Source organism: Wenjunlia tyrosinilytica (assembly GCF_014646055.1).
GTDB lineage: Bacteria > Actinomycetota > Actinomycetes > Streptomycetales > Streptomycetaceae > Wenjunlia > Wenjunlia tyrosinilytica.
Map to the genome: position 1 here is coordinate 129419 of NZ_BMMS01000012.1, position 14570 is coordinate 143988.

The following is a 14570-nucleotide window of genomic DNA, read 5'->3' on the forward strand; positions in this document are numbered from 1 at the left end:
GCAAGCGGTCACACCTGCGAGGGGGGCACCGTGGCGCTGGAGCACGGACAGATGGCGCCTGTCTACGCGGTCCAGTACGCGCTGCGCCTGCTGGAAGCCGTGGACCGGCACGATCACGGCGTTTCGGCGGACCAGCTGGCGCGGGAGGTCGGACTGCCCAGCGGCACACTCGCCCACCTGCTGGCGATGCTGATGCGGGAGAGCTATGTGCGGCGGCTGCCGGGCGGAGGGTTCGTCGTCGGCGAGTCCCTGACCCGCCTCGGCGGGTCCAACCGCCGCCAGGAGCTGGCCGACCGGCTGCGCTCCAGCCTGGGCGAGCTGCGCGACGAGGTCTGCGCCGCGGTCTACTTCGGCCGCTACGACGACGGCGAGATCACCCTGGTCGACTACGCCGACGGCCCCGAGGCTCCCAAGGTCAACGAGTGGGTCGACTTCCGAGCCACCGGGCACGCGAGCGCGGTGGGCAAGTGCCTGCTGGGCCAGCTCGACCACGACAGCCGCCGCGAGCATCTGTCGCGCCACCGGATCGCCCGGCTCACCTCGCGGACCATCACCGACGAGAAGGTCCTGCTGACCAGGCTGGACACCCACCCCTCCACCGTCCCGATGCTGGACCTCCAGGAGTACGCCGTGGGGACCGTCTGCGCGGCGGTGCCCGTCACGGCGGGCGCCGCGGCCGGCTGCCTGGCGCTGTCGATGCCCGCCACCCAGGCCTTCCGGCTGCGGCAGGCGGCGGAACTGCTGAACCAGCGGGCGGCCCCGCTGCTGCTGTCGCTGGCCATCTGAGTTCGCGGGCGTTCGAGGGCCCGTGCGGTCCCGGCCCCGCCGGGCCGGGCGCCGTGCGGCCCGCTCCGGCCACCCGGGCGTGGTCGGGAGCACCCCCGATGGTCAGGTAGTATTTCCCCTGTCAGCGAGCGCCGCTAGCTCAACTGGCAGAGCAGCTGGCTCTTAACCAGCGGGTTCGGGGTTCGAGTCCCTGGCGGCGCACGTGAAGAGGCCGCTCCTCCCTCGGGAGGGGCGGCCTCTGCCGTGTCCGCGCTTGCGTTCCGTACCTCTGTACGACTCCGGCACTTCCCGGCACCTCCCCCAGGGACTCCGGCGGGTGCGCGGCGAAGGATCCGGCCACCCGGTCCGGCCCCGAAAACGCCCCTAGGACCCGCTCCTCGATGCCTTGATCCAATCCCGCTCGAGGGCCGGTCGACGCCTCCGGCGGGGTGCCCGCTCGCGGGGGCCCGCTCGTTTCATGGTCGTTTCATGAGGAAAGAACTCCACACGCCATGATATCTTCACGCGGCCGCCGGGAACGGCTCAAACGCCGCACACCCGATCAGGGCCCCATGTAAGCGCCGAATACGGAAAAGCCGCTGCCGGGCGGCCCCGCACCCTGGGATGCGCGGGCCGCCCGGCAGCGGCTCGAAGGATGGGCGCAGGGGTCAGAGGCTGCCCGCGGTGGCCGGGTCGCTCTGCTCGGCGAGGAAGGCCGCCAGAGCCGCCACCGTCGGGTGGTCCCAGGCCACGGTCGGCTCCAGGTAGAAGCCGAACTCGTCTTCGATGTCCCCGAAAAGGCTGAGTGCCGCCACCGAGTCCAGTCCGTACTCGGCGAACGGCACATTCACAGCAATATCGTTCCTGCTGCGCTGCAAGTACAGGCTCAGCCGGTCGATCAGCCAGTCGCGAAACGCGCGTTCCCTGCCGACAGACTCGGGAGTCCCCATCTTCTGCTCCTTCTCACAGGTTCCCGGAAGGTCCGGCGAATGTGACGCTGGGTCGAATGCTGGGTTCGTCGGCTCAAGGATGGCTCAAACCCGTATCGACCGCGCCTGGAGCAGGCAGTGGTCTTCTGTGTTCCCCCGTCGCACCAGGTGGTGCTGGGCCGAGGCCGGTTCAGCGCCGGTCCCGACCCGTCCGGCCTCGTTCAGACGGCGAACTGCTCGGGGATCCGGCCTCCGCGCCCACCGCGCTCGTCCAGGGCCGGGTCGCAGGCCAGCACGGCACGCTGGAGCCGCTGGAGGCGGGGCGAGGGCTCGAGCCCGAGCTCCCCGACGAGCGTGTCCCGCAGCCGTGTGTAGACATCCAGGGCCCGCCACGGCCGGCCCGAACGGTAGAGCGCGATCATGTACTGCGCCTGGAGGTCCTCGTGCAGCGGGTGCTGCGCGGCCAGTACGGCGAGCTCGCTGAGCAGCTCGTGGTGGCGGCCGAGGCGCATCTCGGCGCCGATGCGCCGCTCCAGCACCCCGAGCCGGTCCTCCTCGAGCCGGGTGACCTCCAGTTCGAGGCGCGAGCCGACCGGGACGTCGACGAGGGCGGGCCCCCGCCACAGGTCCTGGGCCTCACGCAGCAGCCGAACGGCCGCCTCGTCGTCCCCGGCCTCGAGCGCCTGGCTTCCGGCGGCGCCCAACCGGTCGAACTCGTGGGCGTCCACCGAGCCCGGCTGGACGTCGAGCAGGTAGCCGCCGTGGCGGGTGACCAGGACGTCCTTCGCCTGCTGGCCGCTCCCGGGATTGCACTTTTCGAGCAGGTCCGCGATTCTGCGGCGGAGTTGGAGGATGTAGGTCTGCAGCGTGGTGGGGGCGCTACGCGGTGGCTCGGCACCCCACAGCTCCTCCATCAGAGACAGGACCGGCATGACCTCGTTGGCGCGGATGGCGAGCAGGGCAAGGACCTGCCGAGGCTTGCCCGCGCTGGGCACGATCGATACTCCGTTTTCCTGAGCCGTAAGCGGTCCAAGAACTCTGATCTCCATGGTCGTTGTCCCCCGGCTAGGGTTTTTCGGCAGCGCCGGCAGAGGGATTCGAGAGGGCCTGCACCGCCGAACCGGCCGGACTTGACCGACCGTGCATGGAAGATGTCACGCTGGGCAGTGCTGAGGCCAGTGAGCGCGTCACGAGAGTGCGCCTGACATGGTCCGCCACACACCGTGAAGATTTCAGCCCGTGGCCATGACGTCGCCACTGGTGACCATGGCTCGAGCCACAGCAGACTCCTGTTCGACAGACGCCGCCGCTCCGGCGGCGCTTGTGATTAGGGGGAAATCCGATGAGTGACGTGATCACGGTGGCCGGACCAGGTCGCACTGCTCTGCTCGAGAACGGCGCCGGCTTCCCGCCGGCGACCAGCGTGTCGTTCGCGGTTGGGCAGCTGTCGTCGGGCGATGCCATCTCCGATCTGATCATCGAAGAGCTGGACCGCTGGTCCGGGGACCCGCTCTCCGCCGCCTGGGAGATCAAAGGGTGCTGCACCTGCTACGTGCCGGACGACTCCCCGGAGAGGTCCCTCTCCGGTCTGATCGACGGTCCTTCGGCTGGTCGCTCCAAGTGACCTCTCGGAAGGACACGGTGCTGCTTGAATCCCAACTCCTGGGATTCAAGCGGCACCTTCGCGCCGAGGTGGTGCCCGGAGAGGCGACATACCTCTTCTCCGAGCGCGGCGTGACCGCGATCCAGGGCAGACGGCTGGAGGAGATAGCCCCTCTCCTGGACGGCACGCGTGACCTTTCCACACTCCTGTCCCAAGCGCCCGAGGGCGGCTCGCCGCAGCAGGTCGGGCAGATGGTGGACCAGCTCACCCGAGCGGGGCTGGTGGAGTGGCGTGATCCCGAACCGGAGCCGGACCGGGAGAGCCTGGCGGCAGAGGTGTACTGGGGGCTGGCCGGCCTCAACACCGTCGCGGCCCGCAGCAGGGTGGCGAACGGCCGGATCAACCTCGTGACGATGGGTGCCGTGGACGCCGACAGCGCCGCGGCCGTGCTGTCCGCGGGCGGCATCAGCGTGCTGACGGGCGGCGACGGCGGACCGTCGGCCGAGCAGGCCGACATCACCGTGGTCCTCTGCGACGACTACCTGGCCGACGAACTGGCCGGGATCGACGCCGAGCACCGCGCGTCCGGCAGGCCCTGGCTCCTGGCCAAGCCGGAAGGGGCGGAGGTGTGGATCGGCCCCGTCTTCCAGCCCGGTGGCGGATGCTGGCACTGCCTGGCCCACCGGCTGCGCGGCCACCGGCAGGCCGAGACACACGTCCAGCGCTCGCTCGGGCGGACCGGACCCGCGCCGCGACCGGTCGGCCGGATCCCCGCCCTCGACGGACTCGGCACCCGGCTCGCCGCGCTCGAAGCGGTCAAGTGGCTGGCCGGCTACCGCTACGAGGTCCAGCAGGCGGTATGGGTTCTGGACAGCCTCGGGCTCGGCGGCGGGCTGCACCGGCTCCAGCGCCGCCCGCAGTGCTCCGCCTGCGGCGACCCCGGCCTCCTCGCCTCCCAGGTCGGCCGCCCCTTCCAGGTGCGGTCGCGGCCCAAGGTCCACTGCGCGGGAAACGACCACCGCGCCGCGACACCGGAGCAGGTGCTCGCCGAGTACAGCCACCTCGTCAGCCCGGTCACCGGCGTGGTGAAGGCCATCCGGCGCGACCCGCGAGGGCCGGCCTTCCTCAACTGCTTCCGCTCCGGCCCCAATGTCGCGGCCGGTTTGGAGGGGCTGTCCGGTATCCGCTCCGGGCTGCGCAACGAGAACGCCGGCAAGGGAGTCACCGCCGTACACGCGGAAGTGAGCGCGCTGTGCGAGGCGTTGGAGCGGCACTCCGCCTACTTCCACGGTGACGAGCCCCGGGTCAGGGAGTCCTACCGGGCCCTGGGCGATGTCGCCGTGCACCCGGACACCTGCCAGCTCTACGACGAGCGGCAGTTCCGGGACCGCGAGCGGTGGAACGCGGTGCACGGCCAGGGCCACTGGGTGCGCGAGCCCTTCGAGGAGGACACGCCCATCGACTGGACTCCGGTGTGGTCGCTCACCGAGCAGCGTCAGCGCCTGCTGCCGACCGCCATGCTGTACTTCAACACCCCCATGGACTCCGGTCGGCGCTTCGTGGGCGCGGACTCCAACGGCAATGCCTCGGGCAGCAGCCTGGAGGACGCCACGGTGCACGGGTTCCTGGAGCTCGCGGAGCGGGACGCGGCATCGCTGTGGTGGTACAACCGCACCCGCCAGCCCGCCGTCGACATGGATGCCTTCGCCGACCCGTGGATCGGCCAGCTGCGCGATGTCTACGCCGAGTTGGGCCGTGAGATGTGGGTCCTCGATGTGACCTCGGACCTCGGCGTTCCCGCCATGGTCGCCCTGTCCCGGCGAGTCACCGGCGGCCCCGAGGACATCATGCTGGGATACGGCGCCCACTTCGACCCCGTCATCGCGCTGCGGCGCGCCCTCAGCGAGTTGAACCAGCTCCTGCCCAGCGTGGTCGAGGCCCGGCCGGACGGCACCGGCTACGGTGCGAGCGACCCCACCATCCTGCGCTGGTGGCGGGAGGCGACGGTGGCCAACCAGCCCTATCTGCTGCCGGACGAGGACAGCGCGCCGCGCGCTCCCTGGGACTACTCCTACATTCCGCGCGTCGATCTCAAGGACGACATCGACGCCATCGTGTCCCTCGTTCGGGACAACGGCATGGACATGCTGGTTCTCGACCAGACCCAGCCAGACATCGGCCTGCCGGTGGTCAAGGTGGTTGTGCCCGGATTGCGGCACTTCCGCGCTCGGTTCGCTCCCGGGAGGCTCCACGACGTTCCGGTTCGCCTCGGGAGACGACCATGGCCCACGAAGTACGAGGATCTGAATCCTGTTCCCATGTTCGTCTGAATCCTGCCTCGCTGTATCCGCTGGCGGTCCTGCGCCCGCCGCAGACGTCCCGAGGAGCAGTCGTGCACCGCGAGCTTCCGTACGCCGACGCGCACGACGTGCGCCACGTGGAGCTGTGGTCACTGCGCGAGGACGTGCGGCTGGAGCAGGACACGGTGGCCGACACCGCGCTCCTGCACACCTGCTGGGGCAGGGTGCGGCTGACCCGGCTGGGTGCCATGGCCCATGAGGCGCTGCGCCGTATGACGTTCGGACCGGTCTCCTTGGACAACGCCGTCTCCGCCCGTCTGAAGGACGCCGAGGGACCGAACGGAGAGGTGGAGGGAGTCCGCCGCGACCAGGAGCGGCTCGACGCGATCCTCGAGCACCTCCAGCATCTCGTGGTGCGCTCCCTCGGCCTCGAGGACGCCGACCAGCCGCTGCTGTCGGTGGTGCCCGTCGCTCCGGGGGCCGTGTTCCGGCTCCCCGAGGTGGGCCTCGACTGCGTCGCCAGGCTCTCCCGGTTCGCCTCGCTGCGCAGCGAGGACGACGAGATGGTGGTGGAGTCGCCGCTGTCCCTGCACCGGGTGGTGCTGCACCGCAACGAGGCCGCGCGTGTGCTCTTCTCCCTCGCGCAGCCGCGGACCGTGGCCGACATCGTGGCGGCGGCGGCACTGCCCCGGCCGGTGGTGGTCGACCTCGTCCGCTACCTGGTCGCGGCGGGCGCGGTGCTGCTGTCGGAACCTTCGGGCGAGGACCGGGAAGACCTGGGGAGGGCGGGACCGGGCCGGGCCCGTCCGGGGGCCGGCGCACCGCGCTTCGCCGAGGACACCGATCCCGCGCTGCTCGGCTGGGCACCGGCTGAGATGCTCTTCCACACCCGCAGCCGCTTCGGACGGTACGGTCCCTACGGTTCGGGGCACCCACCGCTCGGGGGCTCGCCGGCGGAGCCGTTGCTCAAGCCGGTGCCGCAGGGGGCCCGCACCGCTTTGCCGCGTCCCTCTCTGGACGAGGTGCTCTCCCGTGACCTCCCGCTCACCGCGGTCCTGGAGAGCCGAAGGTCCGTGCGCCGGTACGGCGAGGCGGCGCTGACTCTGGAACAGGTCGGCGAACTGCTCTACCGCTCGGCCCGGGTAAGGGCGAAGCTCTCGGTCCCCGGCAGCGCCCCCTCCCGCCATCTCACGACCAGCCGTCCCTACCCGACGGGCGGAAGCTCGTACGAGCTCGAGATCTATGCCACGGTCGGCCGATGCGAAGGGCTGGACCGCGGTGTCTACTACTATGACCCCTGCGATCACTGCCTGGTCCTGGTCGACCAGGACGCGCACGCGGTCACCCGGCTGCTCGGCTGCGCCCAAGTCGGCGCCGGTATGCACGAGCCTCCGCCGTTGCTCCTGACCATCACGGCCCGATTCGGGCGGGTTTCACGGAAGTACAGCGGAATGTGGTACGCCCTGATACTCAAGGATGTAGGCGTTCTACAGCAAACGCTGTACCTCGTCTCCACCGCGATGGGGCTCGCGCCGTGCGCACTTGGCGGTGGAGACATGGACGCCTCGGCGCGCTCCTTCCGCCTCGACTGGCGCGAGGAGTCAAGCGTCGGTGAATTCCTGGTGGGCCCAAGACCTTCGGACCAGGGCATGCGCGAAAGTCATGAGGGTTTATGGTGTGACATCTCCGCGTTGACCGAGTCTCCGGTCAACGACCCTGCCTGGGCGAGGTCGTTCACCGGACAAACGCTTTCGGACCGCTGAGAAGCCCGTTTCGCATTCGCAGCCAGGGGCCCCCACGTAGGCTCGATGTGGTCGCCACCACACCACGGCCACTGGCTGCTTGCTTCCACATCGTTGCGAGGAGATCCATGTCGGGCACCACGAGCCGTTCGTCTGACGGTCCACCAGGAACGCCGTCGGACAGGACGGGGCCGCGCTCCTGGCGACAGGTCGACGACACATCGATGGCTCCTGTGAAATCCCGGTTCCTCCAGGATCCCGACCTGGTCCCGCGGTTCACCACGCTGATCGTGCTCGTGGTGACCATCGGGTTCTGCACGGTCGCCGTCTTCAACCTGTGGAGGCGCGATCCGAGTCTACCGGTGCTCATCGGCGCCATCGCCTGCCTCACTCTTCTGACGGCGTTGCAGATATCGTTGATCGCCGCGCGCACCCGCCCGCTGCGACGGCGCTGGGGCCCCTATGTCCTGCTGGCGCAGACCCCCCTGGTGTACGTCCCGTTCATCGTGGCGGACAACGGCTGGGTCGGTATGCCCGGCTTCCTGGCGGGTTCCGCGCTCCTGGTGCTGCGCCCCGTGTACGCCTGGACCGTGTTCGCGATCGTGTCGCTCAGTATCGGGGGCGTCCAACTGCTCCTGCACTCGGGCCTGCTGGACACGATCTACTTCATGATCAGCAGCGTCATCACCAGCCTCATGGTGTACGGGCTCTCCCGCCTGTCCGACCTGGTCAGGGAGGTCCATGAGGCAAGGGCGGAGCTGGCCCGGCTGGCGGTGACGCAGGAGCGGCTGCGGTTCGCCCGCGATCTGCACGACCTGCTGGGCTACAGCCTGTCCGCCATCACACTCAAGAGCGAGCTGGTCTACCGGCTGGTGGACCGCCACCCCGCTCGGGCGAAGCGGGAGTTGGAGCAGGTCCTGGAGCTCGCCCGCCAGGCGCTGGCCGATGTGCGGGAGGTCTCGACCTCCTACCGGCAGATGTCGCTGGGCGCCGAGTGCGCCTCCGCCCGCTCGGTGCTGTCGGCCGCGGACATCCACGTCGACATGGCGGTGAGCATCCAGGAGTTGAACGGGGCGGCCAACACCGTTCTGGCCACCGTGCTGCGCGAGGGCATAACCAATGTGCTGCGCCACAGCAAGGCACAGCGGTGCGAGATCCGGGCCGCCAGCGCCGACGGCAAGGCCTGCCTGACCATAGTGAACGACGGCGTACGCCGGCCTCAGCATCCCTCGGAGCGCAAGGGCACCGGCATAGACAACCTGGACCAGCGGCTGGAGATCCTCGGGGGCTCGCTGGAAGCGGGTGTCCGCGAGGACGGGCGCTTCCAGCTCGTGGCCAGGGTCCCCGTGTCCTTTCCGGATGACAGAGCGGCCACGGTGGCCGAGGATGGGTCGCAGGAGGCCGAATCGGTGCCCGGGGAGACCGCCGGGAAGACCGCCGACCACACCGCGGCATGAGCGCCTCCCCCCGGCGGCCGCTCCCGGCCGCCGGGCCCGGACCGGCCGGACTCAGACCCAGCCGGACTCCTGGGCCATGCGGATCGCGTCGACGCGGTTGCGAGCGTTGAGCTTGGCAACGATCGCGGTCAGGTAGTTGCGGACCGTTCCCGGGGACAGGAACAGGCGGGCGGCGATCTCAACGGCCTCTGCGCCGCCCGCCGCCAAGCGCAGTACCTCGACCTCGCGTGAGGTCAGCGGGTTCTCCACCGCGTCCCAGGCGGCGATGGCCAGCTGGGGGTCGACCACCCGCTGCCCGGCCGCCACTCCGCGGATGGCGGCCGCGAGGCGGTCCGGCGGGGCGTCCTTCAGAATGAAACCGGACACGTGCGCGTCCATGGCCCGGCGCAGATTGCCGGGGCGGCCCAGGCTGGTGAGTATCAGCACCCGGCACTGCGGGAGTTCGCGGCGCAGCGCGGCCGCCGCGGTGATGCCGTCGATGCCCGGCAGGTCTATGTCGAGAACCGCCACATCGGGGCGGGCTTTCAGGGCCGCGGGAAGGATGTCGTCGCCGGACTCCACCTCCGCCGCCACTTCGATGTCGGGCTCGAGTTCCAGCAGGGCGACCAGCGCACCCCGCACCATGTTCATGTCCTCGGCCAGAAGGATCCTGATCACCGTGCCCCCCGTCACTTCAAACGACTCGCCAGTAGCCGGACCATCACCCTGGGCGTTCAGTTTCACGGCGATCGTAGAACAGAATCGCGATGAATAGACGCTGGTAATCAAGTCGGATTCGAGGCGTACTCGACCGCGCTTCCGCTTCCCGTACCGATGATCGGTCGTTGTGCCACGGCCTGTCGCAGGCCCGGCCCCGCGGCATCCCCGCACAGCGACTTCCCGGGAGGCGCCCATGAACGACCGCACCGCGACCACCAGCGACGTACGGAAGTACCCCTTCGACAGGGCCTCCTCCACCGAGCCTCCCGCCGTCTACGAGGAACTGCGCGCCCAGGAGCCCGTGGCCCGCGTGGTCTTCCCCAGCGGCGACGAGGGATACGTCGTCAGCCGCTACGAGGACGTGCGCACCGTGCTGGGCGACGCGCGGTTCAGCCGGGCGGCGACCGTGCGCCCGGACGCGCCGCGGCTGACCACCGTGCGTTTCGAGTCGGGTGGCCTGTTCACCATGGATCCGCCCGAGCACACCAGGCTGAGGGCCCTGGTCTCCAGGGAGTTCACCCCGCGGCGGGTGGAGGCGATGCTGCCGCGCATCGAGGCCGTCACCTCGGAACTGCTCGACGCGATGGAGGCCCGGAAAGGCCCCGTCGACCTCGCGGACGCCTTCGCCGCTCCGCTTCCCATCGCCGTCATCTGCGAGCTGCTGGGGGTGCCCCCGCGCGACCGCGCCGACTTCGGCACCTGGTCGGCCGGGATCCTGTCGATCACCGCGCACACGCAGGAGGAGGTGCTGGCCCTGCGCGGCTCGCTCTTCCAGTACCTCAACGGTCTGGTGGCCGCCAAGCGGGAGAACCCGGGCGAGGACCTGCTCAGCGCCCTGGTGTCCGCGCACGACGAGGAGGACCGGCTCAGCGGGCAGGAACTTCTGACGATGCTGATGACCCTGCTGGTGGCCGGGTACGAGACCACGGCGTCGGTGCTGGGCAACGCGGTGTTCACCCTGCTGCGCAACCCCGGCTCGCTCGCGGCGCTCGCGGACGATCCCGCGCGTCTGGAGCGGGCGGTGGAGGAGCTCCTGCGCGTCAACCCCATCGGTGACGGCGGCCCCCTGCGGGTGACGCTGGAGGACGTCGAGGTCGCGGGCACGGTGATCCCCGAGGGCAGCGCGGTGATCGCCTCCGTCTGCGCCGCCAACCAGGACGGTCTGCGTTTCCCGGACCCCGAGGCGTACTGCCCGGCGCGCGCCGACGGGCCGCATCTGGCCTTCGGGCACGGACCGCACTTCTGCCTCGGCGCCCCGCTGGCCAGGGCCGAGCTGAGGATTGCCCTGTCCGCCCTGGCCAGGCGCTTGCCCGGACTGCGCCTGGCCGTTCCGGCCGATCAGGTGCGGATGCGCACCGGACTGATGCTCAACCGCCTGGAGGCGCTCCCGGTCACCTGGTGAACGGGGCCTTCGGGCCCGGCGTCCGCGGGGCGCGGACGGGCCGCTATGTAGCCGTCCGCGTCCCTGGGGCCGTAGCCCCAGCCCCGGTCCCAGCCGATGTGGCCCAGCCAGCCGAGGCCGGCCACGAGCAGCGAGCGGTTCCTGGTCAGCGCCGCGGCCATCAGGATCGCCGCCGGGACGACCGGTGTGTGCATCGCGTTGTACGGGCCGATGGCGTAGGACGGCATCCGCTTCCAGCTGGGCGCGGCGGCGATGCCGATGACCAGGGAGATGTCGGGCGCCACCGCGCTCGCCCACAGCACCTTGCTGCGCCGCCCGCCGATTCTCGCCCCGGCGACCAGCGCTCCCACGCCCACCGCGCCGCTGAGCACCCGGCCGAGCGGGGACGTCCAGGTCCACGCCCCCGCCGGTCCCGTCCCGGCGGCTCCGGTCCCACCGGCTTTCGTTCCGGTCCCCCGTCGTGCACGTTCCATTCGGCCCTCCCGGCCTTATCGGGTCCCCCGTAGCGCCAGCTTCGCCCTGGCCAGTGCGTGCGCGGCGCCGAACGCCGCCCGCCGCAGCGGGTTCGCTCCCGCCATGGCCAGCACCCGGCCCAGCAGGTAGGGGCGCACCCGGTCCAGATGGGCCGGAGCGCCGTGCACGTCGTCGAGTACCAGCGCCTCGCTGCACCGGACGTGGCGGCGCAGCAGGGCGACATCCGCGAGCGGGACGATCTCGTCGCGAAGGCTCGCCACATACGCCACGGACATGTCCAGCGAGCGTAGTTCGGCCACGGTCAAGGCCCGCTCGCGCAGGGACTCCAGGACCTCTCCGCGCCCGGTGCCGGTCAGCCGGGCGAGGGTGGCCACGGTGGTGCCCGGCACCTGCCGCTGCCACTCGCGGTCGAGGAAGAACGGCCCGAGCGGGGCGCCGACGGTGGCGACTCCCCGGATGCGGTGGTCGGTCAGGGCGCGGCGCAGGGTCAGATGCCCGCCGAAGCTGAGCGCGACGGCGTGGGTGCGCCCGACGTCCGCCCGGTCGGCGACGGCGTCGAGGACGGCGGAGACCATGGCGGGACTGTCCTCGTCGTACGGCAGGGTGTTCTCGCCGACGCCGGGCATCTCGGTGACGACGACGGCCATGCCCAGCGCGGGCGCGGCGGCGAGCAGCGGCCCCCACTGCTCCTTGACGCTCACGATGCCGCCCATGACGAGCAGGAGCGGCTTGGGCGAGGACGGCGAGAGACCGGCGGTCCAGCAGTGGACGGTCCCGTGCGGGAGGTCCACGCTCAGGCGGTCGATGCCGCGCTGTTCCGTCCGCCAGTGGTCGAACGTCTCGACGCACTTCTCCTGCGCCCTCGTACGGCCGGGTCCGTCGGCGTAGGGGAAGCGGCCCAGCGCGTAGTGGCGGCATGCCTCCAGGTACTGGCCCCGCTCGGCGAGGCAGTCGCCCTCCTGGCACCACACCCCCGCCCAGGAGCCGGTGCCGAACCCGGCGGTGGTGCCGATCGTGCGCAGGAGCCGGCGGCAGTGCCCGGGGTCCAGGCCCTGGGCGCGCGCGTGCAGCATCACCAGGTCACGCAGTTCGTCGAGGAGTTCCTCCTCGACCGCGCTCGCGGTCATGCCGCCCTCCGTCCTTCGGTGGTCCCGCCGGGGTCGGCAGGCGAGTGCGGGGCGGCGGGTTCGGGGGACGCGCCCCTGCGCTGCCCGGGGAAGTAGACGGGCTCCATCAGGCGCCTGCGCAGCGCGGGGACGGTGTCGACGGCCCGGTAGACGCCGCGGCGCAGCGCCACTGCGACCGGTGAGGCGAAGGTGAACACCCGCTCCTGGCGCAGTTGCAGGCCACGGGAGCGTTTGACGTCGCCCTCCCGGCCTCGTTGGAAGCGCGCCATGGCCCGCTCCAGCGCGAGGGCGCGGGAGGCACCGGGGACCTGGTCCGGGCGCAGGGCCCCGGCGGCGATCGGCGCGAGGGCGGCGGCGTCGCCGAGCGCGTGGTTGACGCCCTGGCCGAGCACGGGCGAGAGGGTGTGCGCGGCGTCTCCGATGAGCACCAGCCCCGGCAGGTGCCACCTGGGCACCTCCACGCTGAAGATGTCGAGCAGGGCGGTGTCGTACCAGCCGGTGAGCGCACGGCGCGCCGAGTCGGCCAGCTCGGGGGCCAGTTCGTCCAGGCGCTTGTGCAGGGCGTGGACGCCCCGGGCGCGTAGCTCCTTGAAGCCGCCCTTGGGGATGTTGAGGCCCACCCTCAGCAGGCCGTCGGCGCTGGGCAGGAACAGGCCGTGCCGGTCGCCGCGGATGCGCACCTGGTAGGCGAGGCGGTCCCAGTCCCCGGCGTCGGGGAACGGCAGCTTCAGCCACACCACGTCGCGCTCCAGCGGGGTCTGGGTGAAGGCGAGGCCGGACAGGGTCCTGATCCTGCTGAACCGGCCGTCGGCGCCCACGGTCAGCGGTGCCCGTACCTCGGCCGGGCCGTCGGGGGTGGCCGCGCGCACTCCCGCCACCCGGCGGCCGTCCCTGAGCAGTTCGGTGGCGCTGGAGCGCTCCAGGACGGTGCATCCGCCGTGCGCCTCGGTGGCGCGGGCGAGGGCGGCGAGCAGGACCGGCTGCGGGATCTCCAGCGGGTAGCGGTACGGGTAGTCGAAGGTGGAGAAGTCCACGCGCAGCACGGTGCGCCCGCCGTCGGCGACGGTCAGCCGCTCGACCTTGAGCGCTTCGTCGCGCAGCGGTTCGAGGACGCCCAGCCGGTCGAGCAGCCGTACGGCGTCGGGGGCCATGGACTCACCGCGGAAGGCACGCCGCCCGGGACCGTGCTGTTCCAGCAGCACCACCTCGCAGCCCTCGCGCACCAGCGCCAGGGCCAGGGCACGCCCGGCGGGCCCGCCGCCGACCACGCAGACATCGGCCGTGAACTCGTTCATGCCGCTTGACTTCAGCATCAGGCAGCCACCCCAGCCGCGGTCTCGATGAGGGCGTCGAGCAGGCCCTCGTCCAACATGGTCTCCGCGGCCGTGTCGTCGGTGTCGCCGAACCCCGCGTCCTGCAGGGCGACGCTCACCGTGTACGCGGTGTCCACGGTGTAGGTGCCGAACGACCACTCCTCGCCCGTGCCGGGTGATCCGTTGGGTCGCTGCACGGTGACCGGGCGGTCGCCCGGTCCGAAGCCGAACTGGCTGAACGGGAAGCGCAGTCCCTGGCCGATGGCCTTGCTGTAGGCCTCCTTGAGCGTCCACAGCCGGACCAGTGCCGCGTTGCGCCCGTCCTCGGGCACCTCGTCGAGCATGCGGGTCTCGGCGCCGGTGCAGACCTGCTTGGCGACTCCCGCGCTCAGCATCTGGCGGTCCGCCAGTTCGGCGTCCACGCCGATCATTCCGCGCCTGGTGAGGCCGACCAGCAGAAGGCCCTCGGTGTGGCTGAGGCTGATGTCGATCTGGTCCAGGCCGCGCAGGTAGGGGCGGCCGCCCGGCTTGTAGGCGAGCTCGACGTCCTGGGGCGAGGCATGGATGACCGCGCAGGCGGAGTACTTCAGCAGGAGCCGGGAGGCCACGAACCGGCCGCGGACCTGGGGATGGGACATCCTCTGGTACCGGTCCCAGTCCCGGCCGAGCATCGGGCGCAGCCGCCGGTCGTCCGGGTCCGGCGGCAGCCAGCCCTGCGGCCGCGCGTACACCACGGCGCTTCCGCGCTGGGACATGGCA

At 71.2% G+C, this 14570-nt stretch carries 13 protein-coding genes and 1 tRNA gene; 7 read left to right on the forward strand and 7 right to left on the reverse strand.

The features are described 5' to 3' along the window. Nucleotides 1–30 precede the first annotated feature (30 nt). Entirely contained in the window at nucleotides 31–786 is a 756-nt protein-coding gene (locus tag IEY86_RS15440) for an IclR family transcriptional regulator (protein ID WP_189132257.1), read from the forward strand. Between the two features lie 128 nt (nucleotides 787–914). After that, nucleotides 915–987, forward strand: a tRNA-Lys gene (locus IEY86_RS15445). A gap of 446 nt (nucleotides 988–1433) precedes the next feature. On the opposite strand, the gene IEY86_RS15450 is transcribed toward IEY86_RS15445, so the two are convergent. Further along, entirely contained in the window at nucleotides 1434–1715 is a 282-nt protein-coding gene (locus IEY86_RS15450) for an acyl carrier protein (RefSeq protein ID WP_189132258.1), read from the reverse strand. A gap of 200 nt (nucleotides 1716–1915) precedes the next feature. Beyond that, nucleotides 1916–2743 carry an AfsR/SARP family transcriptional regulator gene (locus IEY86_RS15455; protein ID WP_189132259.1) on the reverse strand — a complete coding sequence of 276 codons (828 nt, stop codon included), beginning with the start codon at nucleotides 2741–2743 and terminating at the stop codon, nucleotides 1916–1918. Between the two features lie 293 nt (nucleotides 2744–3036). On the opposite strand from IEY86_RS15455, the gene IEY86_RS15460 reads away from it, so the two are divergent. From IEY86_RS15460 to IEY86_RS15475, 4 genes are all read left to right on the forward strand, one after another. Next, nucleotides 3037–3318, forward strand: coding sequence for a hypothetical protein (locus IEY86_RS15460; RefSeq protein ID WP_189132260.1), 282 nt, complete (start codon nucleotides 3037–3039; stop codon nucleotides 3316–3318). Nucleotides 3319–3335: 17 nt separating this feature from the next. Continuing rightward, nucleotides 3336–5627: a TOMM precursor leader peptide-binding protein gene (locus IEY86_RS15465; protein WP_229698448.1), complete on the forward strand. Its 2292-nt coding sequence runs from the start codon at nucleotides 3336–3338 to the stop codon at nucleotides 5625–5627. A gap of 62 nt (nucleotides 5628–5689) precedes the next feature. After that, a complete protein-coding gene (locus tag IEY86_RS15470; RefSeq protein WP_189132262.1) occupies nucleotides 5690–7360 on the forward strand; it encodes a SagB/ThcOx family dehydrogenase in 1671 nt (556 codons plus the stop codon). A gap of 203 nt (nucleotides 7361–7563) precedes the next feature. Then, a complete protein-coding gene (locus IEY86_RS15475; RefSeq protein WP_189132263.1) occupies nucleotides 7564–8796 on the forward strand; it encodes a sensor histidine kinase in 1233 nt (410 codons plus the stop codon). 51 nt (nucleotides 8797–8847) lie between these two features. Here IEY86_RS15475 and IEY86_RS15480 read toward each other — a convergent pair whose 3' ends face one another. After that, nucleotides 8848–9453, reverse strand: a complete 606-nt coding sequence (locus IEY86_RS15480) for a response regulator transcription factor (RefSeq protein ID WP_189132264.1) — start codon at nucleotides 9451–9453, stop codon at nucleotides 8848–8850. A gap of 235 nt (nucleotides 9454–9688) precedes the next feature. Here IEY86_RS15480 and IEY86_RS15485 point away from each other — a divergent pair, with 235 nt between their 5' ends. Continuing rightward, on the forward strand, nucleotides 9689–10897 hold the full coding sequence (locus IEY86_RS15485; RefSeq protein WP_189132265.1) for a cytochrome P450: 1209 nt from the start codon (nucleotides 9689–9691) through the stop codon (nucleotides 10895–10897). Here the strand turns inward: IEY86_RS15485 and IEY86_RS15490 are convergent. From IEY86_RS15490 to IEY86_RS15505, 4 genes are read right to left on the reverse strand one after another with little or no spacing between them, the layout of a single operon-like run. Then, entirely contained in the window at nucleotides 10834–11370 is a 537-nt protein-coding gene (locus IEY86_RS15490) for a DUF4260 family protein (RefSeq protein ID WP_229698449.1), read from the reverse strand. The genes IEY86_RS15485 and IEY86_RS15490 overlap by 64 nt on opposite strands. Nucleotides 11371–11385: 15 nt before the next feature. Then, complete coding sequence (locus IEY86_RS15495; protein ID WP_189132266.1) at nucleotides 11386–12498, reverse strand: alpha/beta fold hydrolase; 1113 nt, start codon at nucleotides 12496–12498, stop codon at nucleotides 11386–11388. Then, nucleotides 12495–13811, reverse strand: a complete 1317-nt coding sequence (locus tag IEY86_RS15500) for an FAD-dependent oxidoreductase (protein WP_229698450.1) — start codon at nucleotides 13809–13811, stop codon at nucleotides 12495–12497. Before IEY86_RS15500 ends, IEY86_RS15495 begins: the two co-directional genes overlap by 4 nt. Further along, complete coding sequence (locus IEY86_RS15505) at nucleotides 13811–14566, reverse strand: 4'-phosphopantetheinyl transferase family protein (protein ID WP_229698451.1); 756 nt, start codon at nucleotides 14564–14566, stop codon at nucleotides 13811–13813. Before IEY86_RS15505 ends, IEY86_RS15500 begins: the two co-directional genes overlap by 1 nt. Nucleotides 14567–14570 lie beyond the last annotated feature (4 nt).

Coding starts and splice junctions, on each gene's coding strand:
- IEY86_RS15490 (WP_229698449.1), bottom strand. CDS start 11,370: ATGGAACGTGCACGACGGGGGACCGGAACGAAAGCCGGTGGGACCGGA.
- IEY86_RS15455 (WP_189132259.1), bottom strand. CDS start 2,743: ATGGAGATCAGAGTTCTTGGACCGCTTACGGCTCAGGAAAACGGAGTA.
- IEY86_RS15500 (WP_229698450.1), bottom strand. CDS start 13,811: ATGCTGAAGTCAAGCGGCATGAACGAGTTCACGGCCGATGTCTGCGTG.
- IEY86_RS15450 (WP_189132258.1), bottom strand. CDS start 1,715: ATGGGGACTCCCGAGTCTGTCGGCAGGGAACGCGCGTTTCGCGACTGG.
- IEY86_RS15485 (WP_189132265.1), top strand. CDS start 9,689: ATGAACGACCGCACCGCGACCACCAGCGACGTACGGAAGTACCCCTTC.
- IEY86_RS15495 (WP_189132266.1), bottom strand. CDS start 12,498: ATGACCGCGAGCGCGGTCGAGGAGGAACTCCTCGACGAACTGCGTGAC.
- IEY86_RS15505 (WP_229698451.1), bottom strand. CDS start 14,566: ATGTCCCAGCGCGGAAGCGCCGTGGTGTACGCGCGGCCGCAGGGCTGG.
- IEY86_RS15460 (WP_189132260.1), top strand. CDS start 3,037: ATGAGTGACGTGATCACGGTGGCCGGACCAGGTCGCACTGCTCTGCTC.
- IEY86_RS15475 (WP_189132263.1), top strand. CDS start 7,564: ATGGCTCCTGTGAAATCCCGGTTCCTCCAGGATCCCGACCTGGTCCCG.